The sequence below is a fragment of the Marinobacterium maritimum genome (assembly GCF_039523155.1).
GTDB classification, from domain to species: Bacteria; Pseudomonadota; Gammaproteobacteria; order Pseudomonadales; family Balneatricaceae; genus Marinobacterium; species Marinobacterium maritimum.
In genome coordinates, this window is sequence record NZ_BAAAET010000002.1 from 897,647 (window position 1) to 920,722 (window position 23,076).

The 23,076-nt window shown below is 59.6% G+C and carries 20 protein-coding genes; 9 read left to right on the forward strand and 11 right to left on the reverse strand.

All coding sequences use genetic code 11. The annotated features are described in order from the left end of the window. From ABD013_RS10320 to ABD013_RS10345, 6 genes are all read left to right on the forward strand, one after another. A partial coding sequence (locus tag ABD013_RS10320; RefSeq protein WP_343805534.1) for a putative Ig domain-containing protein occupies positions 1 to 1,950 on the forward strand: 1,950 nt, incomplete at its 5' end. Between the two features lie 9 nt (positions 1,951 to 1,959). Beyond that, positions 1,960 to 3,306, forward strand: a complete 1,347-nt coding sequence (locus ABD013_RS10325) for an efflux RND transporter periplasmic adaptor subunit (RefSeq protein WP_343805536.1) — start codon at positions 1,960 to 1,962, stop codon at positions 3,304 to 3,306. Continuing rightward, positions 3,300 to 5,411, forward strand: coding sequence for a site-2 protease family protein (locus tag ABD013_RS10330; protein ID WP_343805538.1), 2,112 nt, complete (start codon positions 3,300 to 3,302; stop codon positions 5,409 to 5,411). Before ABD013_RS10325 ends, ABD013_RS10330 begins: the two co-directional genes overlap by 7 nt. Next, complete coding sequence (locus ABD013_RS10335; RefSeq protein ID WP_343805540.1) at positions 5,411 to 7,354, forward strand: sensor histidine kinase; 1,944 nt, start codon at positions 5,411 to 5,413, stop codon at positions 7,352 to 7,354. Before ABD013_RS10330 ends, ABD013_RS10335 begins: the two co-directional genes overlap by 1 nt. Beyond that, the gene (locus ABD013_RS10340) at positions 7,354 to 8,046 is read left to right on the forward strand and encodes a response regulator transcription factor (protein WP_343805542.1); all 693 of its coding nucleotides are present in this window, start codon (positions 7,354 to 7,356) and stop codon (positions 8,044 to 8,046) included. Before ABD013_RS10335 ends, ABD013_RS10340 begins: the two co-directional genes overlap by 1 nt. A gap of 72 nt (positions 8,047 to 8,118) precedes the next feature. Further along, positions 8,119 to 8,667, forward strand: a complete 549-nt coding sequence (locus ABD013_RS10345) for a YaeQ family protein (protein WP_343805544.1) — start codon at positions 8,119 to 8,121, stop codon at positions 8,665 to 8,667. A 1-nt stretch (position 8,668) separates the two neighbouring features. On the opposite strand, the gene rfaH is transcribed toward ABD013_RS10345, so the two are convergent. After that, complete coding sequence (gene rfaH, locus ABD013_RS10350) at positions 8,669 to 9,163, reverse strand: transcription/translation regulatory transformer protein RfaH (RefSeq protein WP_343805546.1); 495 nt, start codon at positions 9,161 to 9,163, stop codon at positions 8,669 to 8,671. Between the two features lie 202 nt (positions 9,164 to 9,365). Here rfaH and ABD013_RS10355 point away from each other — a divergent pair, with 202 nt between their 5' ends. Next, positions 9,366 to 10,367, forward strand: coding sequence for an SPOR domain-containing protein (locus tag ABD013_RS10355; protein ID WP_343805548.1), 1,002 nt, complete (start codon positions 9,366 to 9,368; stop codon positions 10,365 to 10,367). 95 nt (positions 10,368 to 10,462) lie between these two features. Here the strand turns inward: ABD013_RS10355 and gcvP are convergent, their stop codons facing one another. The 10 genes from gcvP to ABD013_RS10405 form a co-directional block, all read right to left on the reverse strand. After that, positions 10,463 to 13,369, reverse strand: a complete 2,907-nt coding sequence (gcvP, locus tag ABD013_RS10360; protein ID WP_343805550.1) for an aminomethyl-transferring glycine dehydrogenase — start codon at positions 13,367 to 13,369, stop codon at positions 10,463 to 10,465. A 124-nt stretch (positions 13,370 to 13,493) separates the two neighbouring features. Beyond that, on the reverse strand, positions 13,494 to 14,954 hold the full coding sequence (locus ABD013_RS10365; RefSeq protein ID WP_343805553.1) for a diguanylate cyclase domain-containing protein: 1,461 nt from the start codon (positions 14,952 to 14,954) through the stop codon (positions 13,494 to 13,496). Beyond that, complete coding sequence (locus ABD013_RS10370) at positions 14,938 to 15,561, reverse strand: hypothetical protein (RefSeq protein ID WP_343805555.1); 624 nt, start codon at positions 15,559 to 15,561, stop codon at positions 14,938 to 14,940. The genes ABD013_RS10365 and ABD013_RS10370 overlap by 17 nt, the downstream gene beginning before the upstream one ends. Further along, positions 15,561 to 15,929 carry a response regulator gene (locus ABD013_RS10375; RefSeq protein WP_343805556.1) on the reverse strand — a complete coding sequence of 123 codons (369 nt, stop codon included), beginning with the start codon at positions 15,927 to 15,929 and terminating at the stop codon, positions 15,561 to 15,563. Before ABD013_RS10375 ends, ABD013_RS10370 begins: the two co-directional genes overlap by 1 nt. An 80-nt stretch (positions 15,930 to 16,009) precedes the next feature. Next, a complete protein-coding gene (locus ABD013_RS10380; RefSeq protein WP_343805558.1) occupies positions 16,010 to 17,053 on the reverse strand; it encodes a lipid A deacylase LpxR family protein in 1,044 nt (347 codons plus the stop codon). Beyond that, positions 17,050 to 17,388, reverse strand: coding sequence for a YdbL family probable chaperone protein (locus ABD013_RS10385; RefSeq protein ID WP_343805560.1), 339 nt, complete (start codon positions 17,386 to 17,388; stop codon positions 17,050 to 17,052). The genes ABD013_RS10380 and ABD013_RS10385 overlap by 4 nt, the downstream gene beginning before the upstream one ends. A gap of 10 nt (positions 17,389 to 17,398) precedes the next feature. After that, entirely contained in the window at positions 17,399 to 17,593 is a 195-nt protein-coding gene (locus tag ABD013_RS10390) for a YnbE family lipoprotein (protein ID WP_343805562.1), read from the reverse strand. A gap of 147 nt (positions 17,594 to 17,740) precedes the next feature. Continuing rightward, positions 17,741 to 20,062, reverse strand: a complete 2,322-nt coding sequence (locus ABD013_RS10395; RefSeq protein ID WP_343805564.1) for an intermembrane phospholipid transport protein YdbH family protein — start codon at positions 20,060 to 20,062, stop codon at positions 17,741 to 17,743. 71 nt (positions 20,063 to 20,133) lie between these two features. Then, the gene (locus tag ABD013_RS10400; protein ID WP_343805566.1) at positions 20,134 to 20,775 is read right to left on the reverse strand and encodes an O-methyltransferase; all 642 of its coding nucleotides are present in this window, start codon (positions 20,773 to 20,775) and stop codon (positions 20,134 to 20,136) included. 48 nt (positions 20,776 to 20,823) lie between these two features. Then, on the reverse strand, positions 20,824 to 21,882 hold the full coding sequence (locus tag ABD013_RS10405; protein WP_343805567.1) for an ion channel: 1,059 nt from the start codon (positions 21,880 to 21,882) through the stop codon (positions 20,824 to 20,826). Positions 21,883 to 22,001: 119 nt separating this feature from the next. On the opposite strand from ABD013_RS10405, the gene ABD013_RS10410 reads away from it, so the two are divergent. Both ABD013_RS10410 and ABD013_RS10415 read left to right on the forward strand, forming a co-directional pair. Next, positions 22,002 to 22,355: a hypothetical protein gene (locus ABD013_RS10410; protein ID WP_343805569.1), complete on the forward strand. Its 354-nt coding sequence runs from the start codon at positions 22,002 to 22,004 to the stop codon at positions 22,353 to 22,355. Positions 22,356 to 22,359: 4 nt separating this feature from the next. Further along, positions 22,360 to 22,986, forward strand: coding sequence for a gamma-glutamylcyclotransferase (locus tag ABD013_RS10415; RefSeq protein ID WP_343805571.1), 627 nt, complete (start codon positions 22,360 to 22,362; stop codon positions 22,984 to 22,986). Positions 22,987 to 23,076 lie beyond the last annotated feature (90 nt).

Here is a 23,076-nt window from a genome sequence, read left to right on the forward strand (position 1 = left end):
AGCAACGATGCGCCTACCGTGACCGCCGCCGCATCCAGCGGTTTCAGCGAAGCGGGTGATGCCAGTGCCCAGAATCTGAGCGATAGTGGCCAGGTTGATTTCGCGGATCTGGATGATACCGACCTGATTGATATCAGCTTTGTATCCAATAACGACATTGCCTGGAGTGATGGCACTCTGGATGGTGATCTGGCCGCTGCACTGGTCGCCGGTTTCAGTGTGGGGGCGACCGATGCCGCGGCGCCGGGTACGGTGAACTGGAACTACAGCGTTAATGACGCGGATCTGGACTTCCTGGCGGTGGGTGAAACCATCACCTTCAGCTATACCCTGACTGCGGATGACGGTAACGGTGGCACTGCGACCGATACGCTGAGCTTTACCATCACCGGCAGCAACGATGCGCCAGAGGTCTCAGCGGAAGACGCAGGTCCGTTTACCGAGGCTGAAGATGCTTCCGCACAGGCGCTGACGGACACCGGCAGCGTCGACTTCACCGACAAGGACCTGACCGACGCTATCGATATCAGCTTTGTCAGCAATGACGATATTGTCTGGGCGCGTCAGGACAGCTCAGCGGTTGCGCCTCTGCCGGCGGACCTGGTGACCACGTTGGTAGACGGCTTCAGCGTGGGCGCCGATGACCAGCCGCATAATGGCCAGGTGAACTGGACCTATAATGTCGCCTCAGTGGATCTGGACTTCCTCAACGAAGGCGACCGGATCACCTTCAGCTTCACGGTAACGGCTGAAGACAGCCAGGGGGCGACGGATACGGCGGTTGTCACCGTAACCCTGGTGGGCACCAATGATGGGCCTGAGGTAACAGCCCGCGAACTGACCGATGATGAAATCATCGTACAGATGGGCGCCGATTATGCCCTTGAAGTGGCCAGCCTTTTCAGTGACAAGGACAGCACGCTCAGCCGTGAAGATCTGGATTTCACCATTACCGGCTTGCCGGACGGTATCGGTTACAATCCGGAAACGGGCGCGATCAGTGGCGCTGCACGGGAATCGGGTGTGTTTGAGATCCTGATCACCGCAATCGACATTGAGGGTGCCAGCGTTTCACGTACCTTCGAGCTGACGGTTACTGCGGTCGTGTCCGAAGATCCGGCCAGCACCGGTGGTGATGACACACCGCCACCGGCGCCGGAAACTGATACTCAGCCGGTTGAGAATGATCTGTCGGGTCTGCCGGATGGCCTGGTCAGTGAAGGTGGCTCTACAAATGATCCGACAGACTCGACAGGCTTTATGGCACCGAATGACGGAGGCTTTGAAAGCAGTGCCGAAGAGGTTGAACTGGAGCCAACAGAACCCGTCAGTGAGCCTCAGAATCAAGGTGCCGAGGGCGGCGGCGCAACCGAGCAGGTGATCCTGTCCGAGCCAGGCGCGCTGGTCGTTGAGAGCAAGAATACAGACGGCAGCACCAGCGTACGTGCCTCTGTCGATGTCAACGTGAATGAATCCGGTCAGGTCGAGTTTTCCGAGGATCAGCAGGGGGCTTTTGATGCCGTGTCGCTGGCGGTATCCAGTATTGATAACACTGCGGAAGGGCAGCTGGTCATTGCCATCGAGGATACAAGTGCTTCTGCCAGCGCTCCGTTGTACAGCGGTGGCCTGGCTAGCGGTGAGCAGTTGCCGGGCTGGATTCAGCTGGACCCGACTACCGGCTCCGTGACCATCACGAATCCGCCGGTCGGCCAGAAAGAGGTCAGTATCCGCATTCAGGCTGTGGGAGCAGACGGCCAGGTCCGTGTGCTCGAGCTTAAACTGGATCTGGAAGAGCTGCTCAAGCGTTCGTTGCCTGGAGAGGGAGAAGCGGTTGAGGCTGGTGACGCCGACACGGCTGGCTTTGTCCCCTTGAGTGACCAGCTGGAAGCAGAGTTGGCTGCCCAGGATCAATATGGAGATCGTTTGATGGCGCTGCTTCAGTCCGCATAAGGAGCATTTGTGAGCGAAACTGTTGCCGCCCTGCTGGGGCTGGAGCAACAACTGCGCAAGGCATCAGACCTTGCGCAGTTGTTTTATACCTTGGTCAACCAGACCCACCGCTGTGTCCCCTACACCCAGGCATTACTGCTGGTGGGGGAGGGGCTGCAGCACCCTCAGGTTGTTGCGGTGTCGGATCTGCCCACCGTTGATTACACCTCTCCCTACATCAACTGGACTGAGCGGCTCAGTAAGGCTGTGATTGCCCAGGGAAAGGCGGATCAACCCCACTTGATCCGCCCGGCTGAGCTGCCGGCCGATTTGGCGGCCGAGTGGCGTGAGCTGGAACTGCCCGACTTTCTCTACTGGCAGCCTTTATGGGTTGAAGCGCGTGACAACGAAGTGGCCGGTGCCTTACTGCTGCTGCGCGACACGGACTGGAGCGAAGCGGAGCGGGGCATTGCTCAGCATTTAGCGGGCAGTGCCGGGCATGCGCTCTTTGCGTTGCGCAGGCACCAGAGGTTCAAGGGACTTGGAGCGGGCCTGCGTCAACGCCGCGTCTGGCTGGCTGCCGCACTGGCGATCCCCGTGCTGCTGGCACTTCCGGTCCGGCTGAGTACGCTGGCACCGGTGGAAGTAGTAGCGAAAGACCCACATGTCGTTGCAGCGCCGTTGGATGGTGTGGTCAAGCAAGTGGTGGCTGCGCCCAATCAGCAGGTCAAGCTTGGTCAGCCGCTGGCGTTTCTTGAGGATACGGAACTGGCCAGCCGGGAGGCCGTGGCCCGGCAGGCCCTGTCGGTGGCCCAGGCAGAGCTGAAAACGGTCCAGCAGAGCGGTTTCATGGACCCGAAGCAGAAGGCCCGCCTGGCCGAGCTGGAGGCTCAGTCTCGCTTGAAAGAGGCTGAGTTGCGGTACGCTCGTCAACGTCTGGCCCGTTCGTCCATCAGGGCAGATCGACCCGGCGTGGCAGTGCTGGACAACCCCGACGAATGGAAGGGGCGCCCGGTACGGGTGGGGGAGCGCATCATGTTGGTGGCAGACCCGCAGCGGGTCGAATTCAAGATCATGTTGCCGGTTAAGGACTCCATCGCGCTGGCACTGGGTGCTGAAGTGCAAGTGTTCCTGGATAATGACCCCTTGCATGCCAGGTCGGCGAAGCTGAGTCAGGCCGGTTACGAGCCCAAGGTGACGCCCGACCAGCAATTTGCCTATCGCATGATCGCACAACTGAGTGAGGCTGAAGCGGGGGCCACGCCACCCCGTATAGGACTGCGCGGCACCGCCAAGGTGTATGGTGACCGGGTCAGCCTGTTCTTTTACCTGTTCCGGCGTCCGATCACCTCGCTGCGGCAGTGGCTGGGATGGTAGAGGTACGCTTGCCCGCGCTGAGGCAGGATCTGAAGTTGCTGCCGGGGCGTCATGATGAAGATGGCGCACCGCGCTGGTTGCTGCATGATCGGGTGCGCAACCGTTATTTCACCCTGGCCGCCGATGCACTGAGCCTGATCCGGCACTGGCAGCCGGGCCGCACGCTGGATGAGATGCAGGCCTATCTGGCTGATCGGGGGCTTGATCATGAACCGGACGAGATCCGCGCGTTTATCGACTTCCTGATCGCCAACAATCTGGTACTGGCGCGCTCCGAAGGGGCCTGCGATCACTTCGTCCGACTGCGTAGTGAAGGGCGGTTGAGTCCATGGCGCTGGTTGTTGCACAACTACTTGTTCATCCGCATCCCCTTGTTTCGGCCCGACCCCTGGCTTAACCGTATCGGGCCTCGGCTGTCATGGCTGTTCAGTGCCACGACGCACCGGATGGTGCTGTTGCTGGGGTTGTTAGGAGGCTTGCTGGTACTGCGCCAATGGGACAATTTCAGTGCTACCTTCCTGTATTTTTTCAGTCTGGAGGGCGCGGTGCTCTATGGCCTGACGCTGGTGCTGGTTAAAAGTGCTCACGAGCTTGGGCATGCGCTGGTGTCGCAACGGCTGGGCTGCCGGGTAGCGTCTATGGGGGTTGCCTTTCTGGTGATGTTCCCGGTGCTCTATACCGATACGACCGATGCTTGGAAACTGCGCTCACGGCGCGATCGTTTGCGTATCGTTACCGCCGGCGTGCGAACCGAACTGTATCTGGCACTGATCGCCACCTTCCTCTGGGGTATCCTGCCGGACGGTGCTCTGCGTAGCGCCGCATTCTTCGTCGCCACGACCAGCTGGATAACTTCGGTATTGGTCAATATCAGCCCTTTCCTGAGATTTGACGGCTACTATGCCTTCTCTGATCTGCTGGGTGTGGAAAACCTGCAGCAGCGGGCGTTTGCGCTGGGGCGATGGCGTCTGCGTCGCTGGCTATGGGGACTGGATGACCCCTTACCCGAACCCATGCCGCGCCAGAGGGCACGCCTTCTTACCCTCTATGCCTGGGGCACCTGGATATACCGGTTTTTTCTGTTTCTGGGTATTGCCCTGCTGGTTTACCATTTTTTCTTCAAGTTGCTGGGCATATTTCTGTTTATTGTTGAGGTTCTCTGGTTTATTGCGATGCCGATTTTCAAAGAGCTGCGGGTCTGGCGAGAGCGACGGGCCGATTTTCACTGGACGCCTTGGCGGCGGGCCGTCTGGTCATTGCCGCTGGGTCTCCTGTTATGGGCGCTGTTGCCCTTGTCGGTGGATGTAAGGGTGCCGGCGGTGCTTAAAGCCCGGCAGGTGCAGTCGCTGTTTGCGACTGAAGCGGCACAGGTGGAGAAAGTACTGGTAAGCGCCGGGCTGCGGGTTGTCGAGGGGCAGACCCTGCTGCGACTGACGGCCCCGGAGTTGAACCAACAAATGGAACAGACTCGTGAACAACTGCAGCTGGTAGAGTTGAAACTGTCGCGTCAGTCTGCCTCGCGGGATGCGCAAACGGATCAGGCCGTCAACCTCGAACGCTTGCGTCAGCTCAAAGAGCAGTTGGCAGGGCTGGTTTTACGTGAACAAAAACTGGTCATTCGTGCGCCCTTCGGTGGTGTCGTCAGTGCCATGGAAACATTGTCCCCCGGGCAGTGGGTGGGGCGCGATCAGCCTTTGCTGACACTTGTCGATACGGGGCAGGTTATGGTCGAAGGTCTGGTGCATGAGCGTGATTTGAACCTGCTGCAGCCTGGGCAAGCGGGTGTGTTCATCGCGGCCAGCGGTGAGCATCCGAGTGTGCCGGTCAGGTTGCAACAGATCGATATCAGTGCGGTTCCATCACTGCCATATCCGGAACTCGGCTCGGAGGCGGGCGGGCCGGTTGCGGTACGTCGTCAGGATGAACAACTGATCCCTGAAGCGGCTCATTATCGTGTTCAACTGACGCCTGAAAGCCGAGAGCCGGTAGTGTCGCAACCGGCACGACAGGCGGGCGTGCTGGTGATAAACGGCAAGCCACGCAGTGCCTTGCTGCATCAGTTGCAGCGGGTGGCTGCCCTGTTTATTCGTGAGTCGGGGTTCTGATGCAGCGACTTGGAACCATTGGCACTTGGCTGATGCCGGTTATCACGCTGTTGGCCCTGATGATGGCTCTGTCGGCCAATGCCGCAACCCCAGTGGTTCTGGGGCAGGGCGGTATTGCGCTGGATGACGGCCAATTGAGCCTGCTGGAAGACAGTGGCCATGCATTGGATTGGCATCAGGCGCTGGCAGCACAGCGGGCAGGCGCTTTCAGGGATATTCCTTATGGTGTCGGTGAGGGCTACAGCCCTTCAGTATTCTGGGTTTATGCCACACTGGAGCGGGGTGACGAGGTCTCGGATGACTGGGCGTTCATGGTTGGGCCTACCTATCTGGACCAGGTCGATTTCTACCTGCTGCACGATGGTCAACTGCTGGATCGCTTTTCGGCAGGGGACCGGGTTGAGGACCCTGAGCATGATCTGCACCATCGTTTGCATATCGTAGGCACCCGCATTCCGCAGGGGCAGAGTGAACTGCTGATTCGTCTGCAAGCCAGCAGCACCTCGGTCTTGCTGGTGCAGGCCATTCCGGGCGCACAGGTAGGTGCAGTGATCGACGGTCGCCTGCTCAGCGAGGGTATCATGATCGGTATTCTGTTAATGGTACTGGTCATCAACCTACTGAATGGGGTCTGGTTACGACGGACGCTGTTCATCTATTTCGTTGCTTATGAAACCTGCCTCCTGGTTACAATGTTGTTGATAAGCGGCCTCATGCGTGACCTGTTTCCGGCATTGAGTGCGGATGAGCAGAACCTGCTGATGCAGATGGGCGTGCTGGGCTCCGGATGCCTGGCGTTTATTTTCTTCAGGCAGATGCTGGCATTCCCGTTTCGTTGGAACTGGCTGGTGTACCTGATGTTTTGGCTCGGCATCGGTCACAGTCTGGTGGGCATGTACTTTGTGCTACAGGATGAGTTTGTGCGTGCCATGGCATATATCAACCTGTATGTCTCGCTGTTTCCGTTAGTGGTATCAGTGCCGTTGCTCCTGAACTGGACGGCGTTTAACGCCGAGCAGAAATTTCGAGCCGGTGGTTGCCTGGTGTTCGGGGTGTTTGTTTCGGTCAACTGTTTGTATACCATCGGTATGGTGCCCGTGACACAGGGAACCACTTACATTGCACCTGTCATGATTCTGTCATTTCAGCTGTGCTTGCACTTCATCATCATGTTCTCTGTGCGCAAGTCCGAACGCACGTTGCTGGATGCGCAGCGCCGGGCTGAGCTTTCCGGTCGAGAAGCTGGGCTGGAACGCTCCCAGCGGCTGGCCCATGAAACCTTCTTTGCGATGTTTGCACATGAAGTACGTACGCCGCTGACGGTTATTGATACCGCAGCCCAGGCTCTGGGTGTGCTGGAGCGCAAGGGCAACACCCGAGAGCAGCGTCAGCAGCGCTATCAGCGCATTCGAGACGCCATCAAGCGGATTGATCAGCTGTTGCAAATGAGCCTGGTGCGTGGGCAAGAGGAGTCCGTCAGCTCGGGGCAGCTGTGGGAACCCTATAATGTGACCGGGCTGGTGATGGAGGTGATAAACGGATTAGAGCCTGCACAACGCAAGCGTATACGTTTTCAGGCACTGGCTACTGAAAGGAAAATAAGCCTTGGCTTGTCCGAGCCAATGCTGGGTGTGGTCGTGCGTAATCTGATTGATAACGGTTTGAAGTACAGTCCATCCGATTCACCCGTCGAAGTCGCTGTGCTGCCTGGTCATAAGTCGATGGGAATCAGTGTGCGTGACCATGGCGAAGGCATGAGTGACTATGTACAACAGCGCATGTTCGAACGCTACTTTCGGGCCAGCGAGCGCGAGGATGTACCGGGGTTGGGGCTGGGGCTGTTTGTCGTCAAGGAAGTCATAGACCGCTACGGCGGGCGTATTGAGGTCGACACGGGTACAGAGGGAACCTGTATGACCTGTTACTTCGTGGAGGAATGTTGATGACTAGAACGCACCGTATTGCTGTGCTGGAAGATAACAAGGCGCTGCGTGAAGAGATCGCTTTCCTGTTACAGGAAGAGGGCTATGCGGTTGAGGTGTTCGGTACCGCGGCCGATTTTTTTCAGGCGCATAGTGCTCCTCCTTTCGAGTTGCTGCTGCTGGATCTTGGGCTGCCGGATCGGGATGGAATCGATGTGGCGCGAACACTGCTGAACCGGCAGGATGACATCGGCATCATTATGTTGACCGCCCGTGAGGGGCTGGGCGAGCGGGTAAAGGGGTTGATGGCCGGGGCTGATGCCTACCTGACCAAACCGTTTGAATTAGCTGAACTGCTGGCGCATATCAATGCGCTGATACGCCGCAAGAGCTACTACACTGGTGGTGTGCACTGGCGGGTTGAGCTGTCCAACTACCAGTTGGTGGCGCCAAATGCGCTCTCGGCACTGGAGCTGACGGCGACGGAAGCCTGCATCATGAAACAGCTGGCGCGATACCATCCGGAACATGCGCCCAGGGCTGAACTGGTATCCGGGCTTGGCGAAGACTACCTGCAGTACGATGAGCGTCGCCTGGAACAGATCATGAGCCGTTTGCGCAAAAAGATACGTGAATACTGCGATGCCAGCCCGATCAAGGCGGTGCGTGGCCGGGGCTACGTCTTCAGTGAGCCGGTCGAGCTGGCGGAATGATTATCTGGCGATGCAGGCACAATGGTGCGATGATGCCCGCCCCTGTTCTGGATACTTGAGCGGATCAACCTAATGGCCCAAAACGCAACCGTCCACAAAGTTCACCTGCAACTGGCTGATATGGATCGGCATCACTATGCCGACTACAGCCACACTCTGGCGCAGCACCCCTCTGAAACGGAAGAGCGGCTGATGATGCGCCTGCTGGCGTTCATGCTGAAGGCGGACGAACAGCTGGAGTTCACCCGTGGTCTCTGCGCCGATGATGAGCCGGATCTGTGGCTGAAAAACTACTCCGGCGAGATCGAGTCCTGGATCGATGTGGGACTCCCCAGCGATAAGCGTATTCGCAAGGCCTGTAACCGGGCTCAGCATGTATTGGTGCTGGCCTATGGCTCCGATCAGGCGGTCACACCCTGGTGGGAGGGGATCAAGGGGCAGTTGCACCGGTTCGACAACCTGCAGGTGTTGCGTGTGCCGATGGAGCAGAGCCAGCAGCTGGCGGACTGGGTGCAGCGTGGCATGCACCTGCAGTGCACTATCGAAGACGGTCAGCTCTGGGTCACCGACAGTGAGCGCACCCTGATGATCGAGCCGCAGTCGCTGTGGCCTCAGGGCTGAATCAGTCGAGCTTTTTCAACGCGCCCAGGGGTACTGACAGCCGTTGCCATTGCCCCAGCAGTTCGAGCAGCAGGAAGGCGCGTTTCTCACCATCATACTCGGCAAACACCGCATTGAGGTTGGCAAAGGGACCTTCGGTGATGCGTACCGGCTGGTTGGGTTCCAGTGAACGCTGCTCGGCCGCCTGCTTGAGGCTGTCACGCAGCTGCTCGACCACATCATCGGGCACGGCCGCCGGCTTGTTGCCGAAGGTAATCATCCGTGCCACGCCGCGCGTGGAGCGAATGGGCCGCCAGTTGCTGGCAACCTCCGAAAGCTCGATAAACAGATAGCCGGGAAACATCGGCTCTTCCTGCTCGACACGCTTGCCGCGTTTCAGCTTTTCCACCTTGACCAGGGGCAGAAACACCTCAAACCCCTGATTGATCAACTCCTGAGCTGCTTTCTCCGCCTGACCAGGCTTGGATTGCAGCACATACCATCTGTAATCGGACATCTGTATCCATCTTTTAAGCTCCGCGCTCAGTATAACAGTTTCGTACAGGTAAGACCGAAAGGCATCATTCCTGCACAAGGTGGCGCGAATCAGCTTCAGGGGCGGTACTGTCGTTGCTCGGGAGGCGTGAGTTGCTATATCGTTGGTCCCTGAGCGTGAGGGCGCGCTTACAGATCGACTCACCGTGGCAGCTTTGGAGGTCATGTTGCACAAACAACGGGTATTATCGCTTGGCTGGGTGTTAGTGGCTTGGCTGTTTCTGTCTCCGCCGGCCTGGGCCGGCTCCGATCAGACACTGAGCCAGCGCCTGGCTGAGCAGGTCGCGACCTGGTATGAGCGTGCGGAGCAGGGCGATGCTGGCGCGTTGTTCAACCTGGGGCAGTATTTTCGCAAGGGGGTAGGTATCAAGCCGGACCTGGAGCAGGCGCGCCGGTTTTATCTTCGTGCGGCCGAGCTGGGGCACCCCGAAGCGCAGTTGAATCTCGGAACCCTGTACTATTTTGACGGTGGTACCCCCAATTATGATCAGAGTCGCCACTGGTGGCTGCAGGCGGCGCGGCAGGGTAATGTTGATGCCCAGTACCAGTTGGCCATACTGTATCTGAAACAGCCTGATCCCGTTCCCCTGGACGCACTGGCATGGATGACACTGGCAGCACGGGCGGGTGACACCCAGGCCGTTAAGGCGCAGGCACTGCTGGCTCAGGAATTGTCGATCATCCCGGCACAACTGGAAGCACGTATCCGCGAGCTGGGACCAGCGTCGGATTCTGTGGAGGTTGATACCTTCTCGCAGCCCGTGGCTCGGGCAGGCGAGAACAACGACGCGTCTGAGGAAGAGCCTTCGGATGAGCGGGGTGTGGTCGCAGAATCGGACAGCGCCACGCAGGCGGTAAGTCATACAGCGCCTGAACTGCCGCAAGAGGAAATGGTGGCAGTGCGTGAACAGGCCGCCGGAGGTGGTTTTGCCGTTCAGCTGGCGTCGCTGTCCGAGCAGGCGGTTGCAGTATCCCTGGCCGATCGGCTGAAGCAGCAGTTGGAAGCGGTGTTGCTGGGACGGACGATAGCCGTTGTGCCCGTGTCTTCGGGAGCTAAAACGGCCTACAAGGTCAGGGTCACCGGATTTGCTGACCATTCCTCAGCCAACATGCTGTGTCGTGAGCTGAAGCAACAGCAGCAGCCCTGCTTCGTGGTGAAAGGATAATAAAACGCTGAACCGACCTCTGATGGTCTGGCGTTATTGGACAATAATGGGAGCGCGCTTCATGTGCGAAGGCGCTCCCGCTCTTACCGGCTTACTCAGTCTTCCGCGTACGCCTCTACCGGCAGGCAGCTGCACATCAGGTTACGGTCACCGTAAACGTTGTCGATACGGTTCACCGTCGGCCACAGCTTGGACTGCTTAAGCCAGCTGGCCGGGAAAGCGGCCTGTTCGCGGCTGTACGGGCGGTTCCATTCCGGATCAATGATGTCGGCCTGGGTGTGCGGCGCGTTCTTCAGCGGGTTGTTGTCCGCATCCAGCTCGCCGGCCTCCACCAGTGCGATCTCCCCGCGAATCTTCACCATCGCTTCGATGAAGCGGTCCAGCTCGGCCTTGGACTCGGACTCGGTTGGCTCGATCATAAGCGTGCCCGGTACCGGGAAGGACATGGTCGGCGCGTGGAAGCCGAAGTCCATCAGGCGCTTGGCTACATCTTCCTCGGAGATGCCGGACACCTCTTTCAGCGGACGCAGGTCGATGATGCACTCGTGCGCTACACGACCGTTACGGCCGGAGTAGAGCACCGGGTAGTGTGCGCCCAGCTTCTTCGCCAGGTAGTTGGCGTTGAGGATCGCATGGCGGGTGGCCTGACGCAGACCTTCGCCGCCCATCAGGGCGATGTAGACCCAGCTGATCGGCAGGATGCTGGCGCTGCCCCAGGGCGCAGCGGAGACGGCACCGTTGCCGGCCTTGGGACCGTCGATACCGACCACCGGGTGGTTGGCGACGAACGGTGCCAGGTGTGCCTTGACGCCTATCGGACCCATGCCCGGACCACCACCGCCGTGCGGGATGCAGAAGGTCTTGTGCAGGTTCATGTGCGACACGTCGGCACCGATATCGGCCGGGCGGGTCAGCGCCACCTGGGCGTTGAGGTTGGCACCGTCCATATAGACCTGGCCGCCATTGGCGTGCACGATGTCGCAGATCTCGCGAATGCCTTCCTCGTAAACGCCGTGGGTGGACGGGTAGGTGATCATCAGGCAGGACAGGTCGTTGGCGTGGGTTTCGGCCTTGCTGCGCAGGTCGTCGATATCCACGTTGCCCTGATCGTCACAGCCGACCAGTACCACCTTCATACCGGCCAGCGCCGCTGACGCCGGGTTGGTGCCGTGCGCCGAGGTCGGGATCAGGCAGATGTTGCGGTGGACGTCGCCCTGTGACTGGTGGTAGTGGCGGATCGCCAGCAGGCCAGCGTACTCGCCCTGGGCGCCGGAGTTGGGCTGCATGCAGATGGCGTCAAAGCCGGTTACCGCTTTCAGCATCTCTTCCAGCGAATCGATCATCACCTTGTAGCCCTGAGCCTGCTCCAGCGGCGCGAAGGGGTGCAGGGCACCGAACTCGGGCCAGGTCACCGGGATCATCTCGGCGGTGGCGTTGAGCTTCATGGTGCAGGAACCCAGCGCGATCATGCTGTGCGCCAGTGACAAATCCTTGTTCTCCAGACGCTTGAGGTAGCGCAGCATTTCGGTTTCGCTGTGGTATTCGTTGAACACCGGGTGTGTCAGGAAGTCGGAGGTGCGCTCCAGCTCGGCCGGGATGCTGGTGGAGCCGTTGGCGACCAGCTCTGCGTCCAGTGCCGCAATATCCAAACCGTGATCGGAACCCAGCAGGGCAGTCCACAGGGCTTCAATCTCGGCGCGGTCGCTGCGCTCGTCCAGGCTGATGCCCAGCTGTTCGTCACCCAGCTTGCGCAGGTTGAACCCGGCTTCCTGAGCGCTATGGTAGAGGCTGTCACGGTCGGCACCGGCTTCGATAGTGATGGTGTCGAACCAGGTGTCGTGCACCAGCTTCAGGCCTTTCTGCTGCAGGCCGGCAGCCAGCAGGTCGGTCAGGCGGTGAATGCGACCGGCGATGGTCTTCAGGCCTTCAGGGCCGTGGTAGATGGCGTAGAAGGCGGCCATGTTGGCCAGCAGCACCTGAGCGGTACAGATGTTGGAGGTCGCTTTTTCGCGGCGGATATGCTGCTCGCGGGTCTGCATCGCCATGCGCAGCGCCGGGTTGCCGCGGGTATCGACGGATACGCCGATGATGCGGCCCGGTACAGAGCGCTTGTAGGCGTCACGGGTAGCAAAGAAGGCCGCGTGTGGGCCGCCGTAACCCATGGGAACACCGAAACGCTGGGCGGAGCCGAACACCACGTCCGCACCCATCTCGCCCGGGGATTTCAGCAGTACCAGGCTGAGCAGGTCGGCGGCAGCGCAGACCAGTGCCTTATTGTTGTGTGCCTTTTCGATCAGTGGGCCAAAGTCGCGCAGTTCACCGCTGGTGCCCGGGTACTGTAAGACCACACCGAAGGCTTCGTGCTGGTCCAGCAGGGCTTCCACATCACCAACGATGACGTCATAGCCCAGTGGCTCGGCGCGGGTCTGGATCACGTTGATGGTCTGCGGGTGCAGCTGCTCGTCTACCAGGAAGGCGTTGGCCTTCTTCGCCTTGCTCATGCGCTTGCACAGCGTCATCGCTTCGGCGGCAGCGGTGGCCTCATCCAGCAGGGATGCGTTGGCCAGATCCAGACCGGTCAGGTCCAGTACCATCTGCTGGTAGTTCAGAATGGCTTCCAGGCGACCCTGGGACACTTCCGGCTGGTAGGGCGTGTAGGCGGTGTACCAGCCCGGGTTCTCCAGCACGTTACGCAGAATCACGTTGGGGGTCAGGGTATCGCTGTAGCCCATGCCGATCAGCGAGCGCTTGAGCTGGTTCTGTTGCGCGATCGCTTTCAGCTCGGTCAGCACCTGGGTTTCGGTTTTTGGTGCGGCCAGCGGGATCGGCTGCTCCACGCGGATGCTGCCTGGTACGGTTTCGTCGATCAGGGTGTCGAGGCTGTCGACGTCCAGTTCGGCCAGCATGGCGGCGGCTTCATCGGCAGAGGGGCCGATGTGGCGGCCGATAAAGGCGTCTTGCTGTTCCAGGGCATGCAGCGGGGGCAGGTTCTGTTCACTCATGGCGGATGGTCCCGGTTGTTCATGTAATGGGCGCTATGTTAGCAGAGATGAGCCTCGGACGTGATCAGCGATTGGTTGAAAGCGATCCATACGCGCCTATGGTGCGCTGCATCGAGCCAAAGGATCAGTCGAGCCGGAACCAGCAGTTCTTGCCCCGGGCCTTGGCCTGGTACATGGCGTCATCGGCACGGGTCAACAGGGCATCGGCGCTGATGCCGTCATGGGGGTAGAGCGCGATGCCGATTGAGGCAGAAACCTGCAGCGAGAGCTGGCCGCGTTGCACTGGTGTACTCAGGCAGCGCAGGATCTTGGTCGCAACCATGCCTGCGCTTTCCGGTGACTGTACGGTTTCCAGCATCACCACGAACTCATCGCCACCAATGCGGGCACAGGTGTCGGTACCGCGTAGCTGTTCGGTCATGCGGCCAGCCAGCACCGAGAGCAGATCGTCACCGGCATCGTGACCATGCTGGTCGTTGATCTGCTTGAAGCCATCCAGATCGATGAACATCAATGCAAATTGCTGGTTTTCACGCCGTGCGCGACGCAGGTTGCGGCCAAGGTGTTCGTTGAGCAAGCTGCGGTTGGGCAGGCCGGTCAGTGGGTCATGCATGGCGAGGAAGCGAATGCGCTCCATGCGACGGTGGCGCTCCAGCGCGATGGCGGTCAGATGGGCCATGCGCTGCAGCAACTGGCGTTCGGGCTCGCTGGGCGTCCCACTGGTCTGCGGATAGCAGGCAAAGACACCGACCACTTCATCGTAGGCGGCGAGGATCGGTTGCGCCCAGCAGGCGGCAATCTGTAAGCGCTCGGCGGTATCGGACCAAAGCTGCCAGCTTTCATCCTGCTGAATATCGGGCGTGACGGCCAGGGTGCGCTGCTGCATTGCGCGGGTACAGGTGGTGAGGGAAGCGCCGAGTTGTAGTGTGTCTTCACGCCGGGTAAAGCTGGGCGGAAAGCCGGGGGCACTTTTTATCCGTAACTGATCACCTGACTCGTCCAGCAACATGATGGCGGTTGCGGCGTTTGGGATCAGCTGTTCGACCGTACTGCAGATCTCGTCCAGTACGGTATCGAAGGAGTCGCCGGTAGCGATCAGCTCCAATACCTTGCGTTCCAGCTTGAGAATACGTTCACCGGCACGCAGGTGCTGCTCTCGCTTGACCGCGTTGGTGATGTCCAGGCACTGCACCAGGGTCAGTTCGCTCTGGCTGAGTGGCTTGATCAGGATCGACTGGTGCAGCGGCTGTAGCTCACCGCTGGGGGTGCGCCTTTTCAGCGGCAGCAGGCGTTTGTGCAGCTGGTACGACAGAATGCGTCCCATACGCTGGTAACAGGCCGTTTCGATCGCGTCGTGCAGTGGCAGCGGCAACTGGCCGGGAAAGAGCTGGTTCAGCGTCTGGCCCAGTATGGTGCTTTCGGCAAAGCCGGTGTGACGGCAAAACCAGCGGTTACAGAAGATGATGCGGCACTGGGCATCCAGCAGCAGCACGCCCCCATCCAGGCTGTGCAACAGGTCCGTGCAGTCCAGATTGTCGAGGATCTCGGTCAGGCAGAAGCCGGACGATTCAGATGAGCTCAGCAAGATAGGACCTCAGGGCATTCACAAAGGTGTCGGCAGAGTGCAGGTCGATGATGAAGGCCAGGTAGCCGCGCAGGGCACTATTGCGCAGGCTGAAGTCGATCTGTACCAGCATCACCAGCGTGTTGTCGGAATCGCTTTGGTGCAGACTCAGCGTGCCGGGCAGTTCGTCGGCACTGATGCTGAACGCCAGCGGTATGTCAGTCTTGATCTGTTGTTGCAGCTGATTGGCCAGGGTGGCCAGACAGTGGTTGAGCAGGATATTGCCCAGCTCGGCCAGAGTCTCGTGCTCCAGCTCGGTGATTTCGTCGGCGGACAGTTCTTCACCGATCATCGCGTTCACCAGCTCCAGGCTGCGGGCTTCCGGAAACAGCAGAGCCGCCCGGCCGTTGATGAAGCCTTCAAAGTTCTGCATCACCCCCGCCAGGAATGGTGGCAGGTCGTTATGGAAGGCTTTTTGAGCTTCAGGTACCGAGATGAACTCCAGCCTTGGGACCGACAGGAGGACCTCGTCACTGACCAGTTGGGATAAAGCATGGGCAGCGCGGCCGACGCCCAGGTTCATCAATTCGACAATCAGGTCGTGCTCGTCAGCGCTGAAAAGGTCCATCAGTGTTCCTGCTGAATAAAGGCGCCCAGTTGTTCAGCGGTTGTCGGTTTGGGCAGAAAGGCCAGGCCCATTTCCTTAGCACGCTGGACCAGGGCATCCTGGATATTGGCGGTTACCAGAGCCATGCGCATCTGGGGATGAGTCTGCTGGATATTCTCGGCCAGCTGCAGGCCATCCCGGCCGGGCATGTTGAAATCGATCAACGCGATATCGGGTACGGTGGAGGCCAGTACAACTTCCGCTGCGTCAGCGGACTCCGCTTCCAGCAGATTCAGCTCCAGTCCCAGAGACTGAAGTTGACGCTTGAGGCTTAAACGGGCAATGCGGCTGTCATCAACCAGCAGCAGACTGATAGGCGTCTTGGTCATGGTTCCCAAATATGGTCGCGTAAGTAAAACAGAAGTTTATCAACCCCGGTCGCTGGCGTCAGCCGGTTTTAGGCAAAAGCTTAGAAAGTGTACGAGATTGCCAGCGAGCCGAAATTGTGGCTGCCGTTCTGTTGTTCAAACTGACGGGTACGATAGATACGTGCGTAAGACAGTTTCCAGCGCTCCCAGGTTGCGGCAACCCCGAAGGCTGCATCCGCCACCCAGGGCCGACGGTCGACACTGTGGCTGTCGCTGAAGGTGTTGCCGTCGAGAAAAATATCCCGCAACACATAGCGGCCATCCAGTGACACGAAGCCATGGAATCCCCACTGGTGGCTGAAGCGCGGGTCGCCACGGCCGGGAACGCTGTTGTCGCCACCGGGTCTCAGAGCCGAGGTGCCGAAATCATGGGGCAGGTGCTTGCCGATGCGGTATTCAAGCCCGGCATTGAGGTAGGTCGCTATATTGCCCAGACTGCCGCCGCCATGCAGGATCGTTTCATGCTGCCAGCGGTGGGCCAGTGCCTCGCGCATCCAGCGGTACTTGTATTCATATATCAGCTGCAGGCCGAACTCGTTGTCCAGCTGGTTATCCCAGCCCTGGAATTTCTCGAAACCGCGCAGGTCGTGGATAAAGTCCTGGGCTTCCTGTGCCAGGGACGCCGGGCCTACCATGCCCAGGTTGACCTCGAAAGAGTTCATCCGGGTGCGGGTCTGGGTATGGTAGCCGAAGCCGGCATAGAGCCAGCCTGCATAGGGGCGGTCGTCAGGGTCGAGAGTGGTGCGGTCAAGATCGTCCGGCGTCATGATCAGTTGGCCGATGGTGAAGATCAGCCGACGGCTGACGTCGTCTCCGAGGTTGACCGGTTCAGGGTCCAACGGCGCAAGCAGTCGGTTGGCGGAGCGGAGCCAGTCCGGAAGCAGGGGGTCATCGATGAAGCTGTCGATCTCGGGGGATACCCAGGACAGGCGAAGACCGTTGGTGTACTGCTCATCGGTTTCACTGAACAGGTCGTTCTCGAAATAGAGATTGGCGGTCCAGCTGTTGTCGACTTCTTCGGCCCCTGCTGCGGCCGGCAGCACCGCCAGCAGCAGGGCTGAACTTAACGCCGAACGCTGTTTCACTTGCGAACCCAGCGGCCGTTGTCATCCTGAATGTACTCGCCGGCAGGTGTCATCTGCTGCAGTCGCTCACCGGTGCGCAACTCCATGATCTCCAAGGAAACCCCGGCCTTGCCGGCCTTCTGCTGATAGAGGGCACGGCGTTTGCTGTTAACCTGCTGCACCAGTTGTTTGACGTCGGCGGACGGCGAGGTGGTAACGATGCCGAGGTAGCCGGTGCTGCGCTCACCGACCAGGCCCTGGGCCTTGGCGTCATCCAAAGAGATCGCATACGCCGGCAAGCTGAGCAGCAGCGCAAGCAGGGTCGCGGCCAAAGTACGATAGGTCTTGAAAGTCATGTCGGGGGCCTCAGAAAAGTTCGCTGTTTTCGTCCAGCATGTCGTCGATTTCCTTGTCGACCTTGACCAGGATCTCATGCTTGATTTTGACATTGAGGTTTATGGTGATCGGCTCCGAAGGAGCGGCCACTTGAACCGTCGGAGTGCAGCCGGCCGCCAGTAGCGCCAGGGCGCAGAGCAGTGGTGAAAGATGACGAACGCGCATCGGTCTTCCTTATAGGTTGTGGGGTGAGGCTTCAGCCTGTGCACTATAAGACGCTGGCTGATGCTCCAGGTTCCATTCAACCGCAGCTTAGCTGAACGGCAAGCGAATCAACAGCCCCTCGAGGTCTCAAGAAAAGCACCTGGCCCGTTATTGCCGGAAGCGGCGGTCAATGGCGTCGGTGACATTGTCGGTCAGGCGCAGGGTGCGCAGCAGATCCAGCAGGTTTTCCTCGATATTGAGGTTAAGATCGACCGGTCGCCCCTGTTGCCACCCGGGGTTTTGACCCTTGAGGCGCGCCTTCATGATGGCATCGCCGCTGGGCGTATAGTCCAGGGTAAGATCGAGCAGATCGAAGCGAAAATCTGTCAGCGCGCTGAGCGCCAGTTGAATGCCCGGATTTTGCTGCCCCATCAGCTGCACTTCTGGCGTGGGCTGGTAGCGGATCACCCCGCCTTCCCCCTGGCTGACCAGCTGGCCCTGGTTGATGCTGAGTTGGCTGCCATTGATCTTCAGTGGCAGGGCACCGCCCAGTACGCCGCTGCCATAGAGGCCTTCCTGTGGATAGAGCTCCAGCATCCGTTCCAGTTCGAGTGTGGAAACGGCAATGCGGGTGTCGATCACGGGGTGGAGCGGATTGAAGCTCAGTGGCGGTACCGCAATGATGCCGTCCAGTGCCGACAGGCTGAACGAGGAGAGGCTAAGACGGGGCGTGCCTTTGGCGGGCAGGCTGAGGTCATAATCCAGCCGAGGGCCAAACACTCGGATACCGCTGTCGGTGTGGTCAATCTCAAGCTGTCCGCTGCTGCGCAGTTGTCCCGCCGAGTTCAGCCGCAGGCGTTGCGTCAGGTTGATGTCGCTGACCCTGGTGTGCTCATCCCAGATCAGGTCGGCGTGGTGGATAGTCGGGCGGGCGTCCAGTGACCATTGGGAGCCGTCGATATGCGCCGTGCCCTGGACGTTTAGACTGCCACGTACAATATCGAGCGGTTTCAGATCGCTGGGTAGCCAGGGGGTCAGGGCTGTGTGCAGTGCCTTGAGGTCCGCATTGGGCAATTGGAACTGGATCTGACCTTTAAGGTTGTCTTCAATATGGCCGTTCAGTGTCAGGTGCAGCGGCAGTTGGCGGCTGTCGATCCGGGCTTGGCCGCTGACCAGTCGTCGCTCCCTGTCCAGCTGCAGCTCGGTCTGCACGGACAGGTTTACGGCGGGGTGGTGCTCGGGCTTCAGGCGGATGTCGGGCAGGCTGAGCTTGAGCGGGTACTGAGGGCGAACAAGCTTGCCGGCTGTAACACTGAGTTGCACCGGTTGCAGCGTCAGCTCCAGTGGCTGGGGCAGTTGCAGTCCCTGAGGTGTCAGTGCCAGCGCGAGGTCGGAATGTTGCCACTGGTCCGGTTGCTGCCAGTGGCCGGACAGCTGCAGCGGTTCCGTCAGCGAGGCGCTGAAGGAATCAATCCTGAGGCCTGGCTGCCTGAGGTCGCTGGTGGAGATGCCTGAGTCCTTGGCAGCGGTCAGGCTGAACTGGCCCTGATTCAACTGGGCCGATAGCTGCAGATCAATCTTGCTGCGGCCGACGTCAGGGCCCGCTTCTATTGCCAGGTTGACTTCGCTGCCCAGCTGCAGCGTCAAGCTGTTGAGCAGTTCTGTCATGTTTGTCGGCAGCGGGTTGGGTAGGTGCAGGCGCGTATTCAGACTCAGTTGGCCGGACGGGGCGGTGATCGGCAGTTCGAGACCAGGCTGCAGCAGTCTCAGCCAGTCTGGCAGATGCTCAGCATCGATGCGCAGGTCCGAGCGCAATTGCCAGGCCTGCTTCGGGAAGGTCAGCTGGTGTGCGCTGCGCAGCAGGTATTGGTTATGCCGACTCAGGCTCAGTGCCAGATTGAGTGTCGGGTCCAGGCTCAGGTCCAGATAGCCCAGCGCGATTTCGTTTTTGAACAACTGGAATCGCCCCTGCAGCAGGTCGGGTTCCAGGTCGATATTGCCTCTTGCTTGCCAGGTCGGCTGTTCGGGGGCATTGTAGCCCAGTGCCAGCTGGGCGATCACCAGTCGTTGCGAGGGGGCATAGCGAAACAGCTGGGCGGGGTTGAAATGATCCAGCGGGACAGGGGCTGTCTGCTGCTCAAGCTGGTTCAGGCGGCCCTGGAGGGACGCGTCCGCCTCTACGTGCAGGCGTACCTGTTCGATGCGCAACTCCCGGATATGGCCCTGCAGCAGGGCCAGAGGGCTGAAGCGAATGCTGATATTGTCTGCTTCCAGGTGGAGGCGGCGGCCGTCAGAGTGCTGGCCGACACTGATGTGGTCGATGCGCAGCTGCTGCCAGGAGGGGTGTTGAAGACTGAGTTGAGGTTGCTCAAAGCCCTGCTGCTGCAGCCATTGCTGCAGCAGGTACTGGGCGGTCCAGGGCAGGGTGAGCCAGAGGAGCAGGGGCAGCATTACTGCCAGTACCAGTAGTCCGATCAGTCCCTTGCGCATTCGGCTCTCCTCAGGCGGATTCCTCGAACTCGATCCTGGCACTTGGCCTTGTGTGGGTTTGGCCTGGCTTTTTAGCCGAGCTTGCGCACCACGTTAAGGCCGTCCCGCACCGTCAGGAACACGTTTTCCACGTCGGCGTCGGCGGCGATGCGGCGGTTGGTCTCCACCAGAATATCGTCGATCTCCGATTCAGGCTGAACCACCTTGCCGGACCAGAGCACATTGTCGAGTACGATCAGTCCGCCGGGACGGGTCATCTCTTTAACGCGTTCATAGTAGTTCAGGTAGTTGCGCTTGTCGGCGTCGATGAAGGTGAAGTCCAGTTCGATATCCAGTGTCTCGATGGTGTCGAGTGCGCGGCCGAAGATCACCTCGATCTTGTGACCGTGTTCACTGCGATCATAAAACCCCTTGGCAAACTCGATCGCGCGGGGGTTGGTTTCGCAGCAGATCAGCTTGCCGTCATCCGGCATGCCTTCGGCAATGGAGAGCGCCGAATAGCCGGTGAACATGCCAATTTCCAGGGCATGTTTGGGCTGCGTCAGAGCCGACAACATCTTCAGGGTACGTCCGACCAGGCGGCCAGACAGCTTCTGCGGCCAGCCCATGTTCTGGTTGGTCTGGTCGATCAGCTCCTGCAACAGCGGTGGCTCGGCGCTGGTGTTTACGAACGCGTAGTCTTCAATGGTCTCGTCGACGAGAAATTCGGGCATTTTGGTACAACCTGAAACAGCAATAAACGTGAAGCCTCATTCTACCACTTAACTGGCGGTCTGTTGCCCGCGCAGTTGTGTCCAGTCGATATCGGCGATACGCCGCTCGGCCATGTAGTAAACCAGTGCGCCGGGTTCAATGGTCTCATCCAGTGTCGGGTTCAGTGTCGGGTGGGCATCCCCGGGGTGCTGGATGCCCAGCAGGGTGGCCTGGTAGTGCTGCTTCAGCGGCGCGTAGAGCTGACCCAGGTTCATCGCCGGTTCCTGCTCCGGGTAGAGAATGGAGAACTGGGTCATGCCGTCGGAGGCGTTCAGCAATTGTTGGTGCAGGCGAGTCGAGCCCGGGTCCATGGTGGCCTTGGCCATCATCTCGACCGATACGGAAGGCGTGCACTCGATCGACGGGCAATGGTGCTGCAGCAGTTCGCCGATCGATTCGTCACGGAAGTAGGCGATGATCTGGGCATCGGGGTTGCGTTGCCAGGCGTAGAGCGCACAGACCAGCGTTTGGTCGTCGCTGGGAGTATCAATCACGATGCTGGAGGCACGGGTGATGCAGGCGCGGTCCATCTCGGCGTCGTGGTTGTAGGCTTCTGCGCGAACGAAGTCGATCTCGCCGGGCAGCGGGTTTTCCAGTTCATCAGTGACACAGAGGCAGACGCGGCGCTTGCGGTGCTGAGCGGTTTCCAGCAACAACAGTTTGACCAGTTGCGGCGTGCGCTTGCCATCCCAGCCGATCACCAGAATGTGCTGATCCAGTTCCAGTTGTTTGAGTCCCATAATCCCTTTTCTCCATTGATGTGCACTGAAGGCGGCCACGCGGCCGATGGTGACGGCGAACAGGCTGAGCCCGGCCGGTATGATAAACAGGGCGGTAAGCCAGCGCCCGGTCTGGGTCGAGGGCGACAGGTCGCCGTAGCCGACAGTGGAGGCGGTGACCACCATCCAGTACAGAAAATCCTGACCGGTCAGGGCGTGTTCATCGGCCAGCCACAGCAGTAGCCAGCTCATCAGCAGGTAGCTCGCCAGTATGAGCAAAAGTCCTTGCCAGCTGAGTGATTTCAGGTGTCGATAGAGTTCGACCTTGAGGCGTGTTAACAGGTACATGTATTCCTCCTTGAACCGGCGGGCAAGAGTATCAGGGATGGCGTCCGAGGCACAGATTTGTGGATAACGAAACGGCGGCGGATCTTGTACAATCGCGGTTCTGTCAACGGAGGGTAAGCATGTACGAAGCCTTGTATCTGTTTCTGGCCACGGGCCTGGTGTCAATGTCAGCGGCGCTGAGTGCCGGGGCACTGAATAAATTGCCGGAAGATCAGCGTCCTGCCTTTATGAGCAGCCGCAACGGCCTGGTGGCGGTGATCATGGCGGGCAACCTGGGGGCGCTGACCCTGATCGGGGCGCTGGCCTATGGCGTACGCCATCTGGACTGGTGGATTCCGGTCAGCTGCCTGTTTATCACCTTCCCGCTGGTGCATGTGGTTTTGTTCCAGCGTTTGCTGGGTGACTTCAAGACACTGGTGCTGATGATGCCGCTGGTGATCGCCGCTATTGTTGCACTTTACTACTATTGGTGATGTCATGATCTCTGTGGTCGGTTTCGGGTCGTTGTTGTCGGAAGAATCGGCCCGGGAAACGGTGCCGGCGCTGGACAACTACCGTCTGGTGCGGGTGCCCGGTTACCGTCGGGTGTTCGACAAGGTGGGTGTCGTGTTCATCAGTCGCCATGGCGAGTCGCCTGACAGCCTGGAACTGGCGTCCTGCTCGACCGAAGCCGATCCGAGTTGCGAGATCATCGCGGCCCAGTTCGAGTGTTCCGAGGCAGATTTCCTGCAGCTATACGAGCGCGAACACCGCTACCGTTGGGTTGAGGTGGAAACATGGCATTGCCAAACGGGCGAGACGACGCTTGGGCGCATGTGCACCGGTTATTCCGACCTGGATTACCGCCTCAATAAATGTGTTACCGAAGAGGAATACCATCGCCGGGTCGGGCAGTATTATCAGGGGGTGCTCTGGCGTCAGGATATCCTGCCCAACCCGCGCTACCTTGGCTTTTGCCTGCAGGCGGCGGCCAGTCAGGGCGCTGCCGTACTGGACAACTTCCTCGACAGCAGCTTTACGGCTGATGGGCGTGCATTGCGCGACTACCTTCGCCAGCGGCCCGAGTTGATGCCGGCCGCTCCGGTGAACTACTCCTATCGCTGATACAGCTCGTTACAAAGTGTTACACCTTTATGGGAAGGGTGTAACACTTTTGGGTTGTCAGTAGACGTAATCGGCATTACTCTTTTTGTC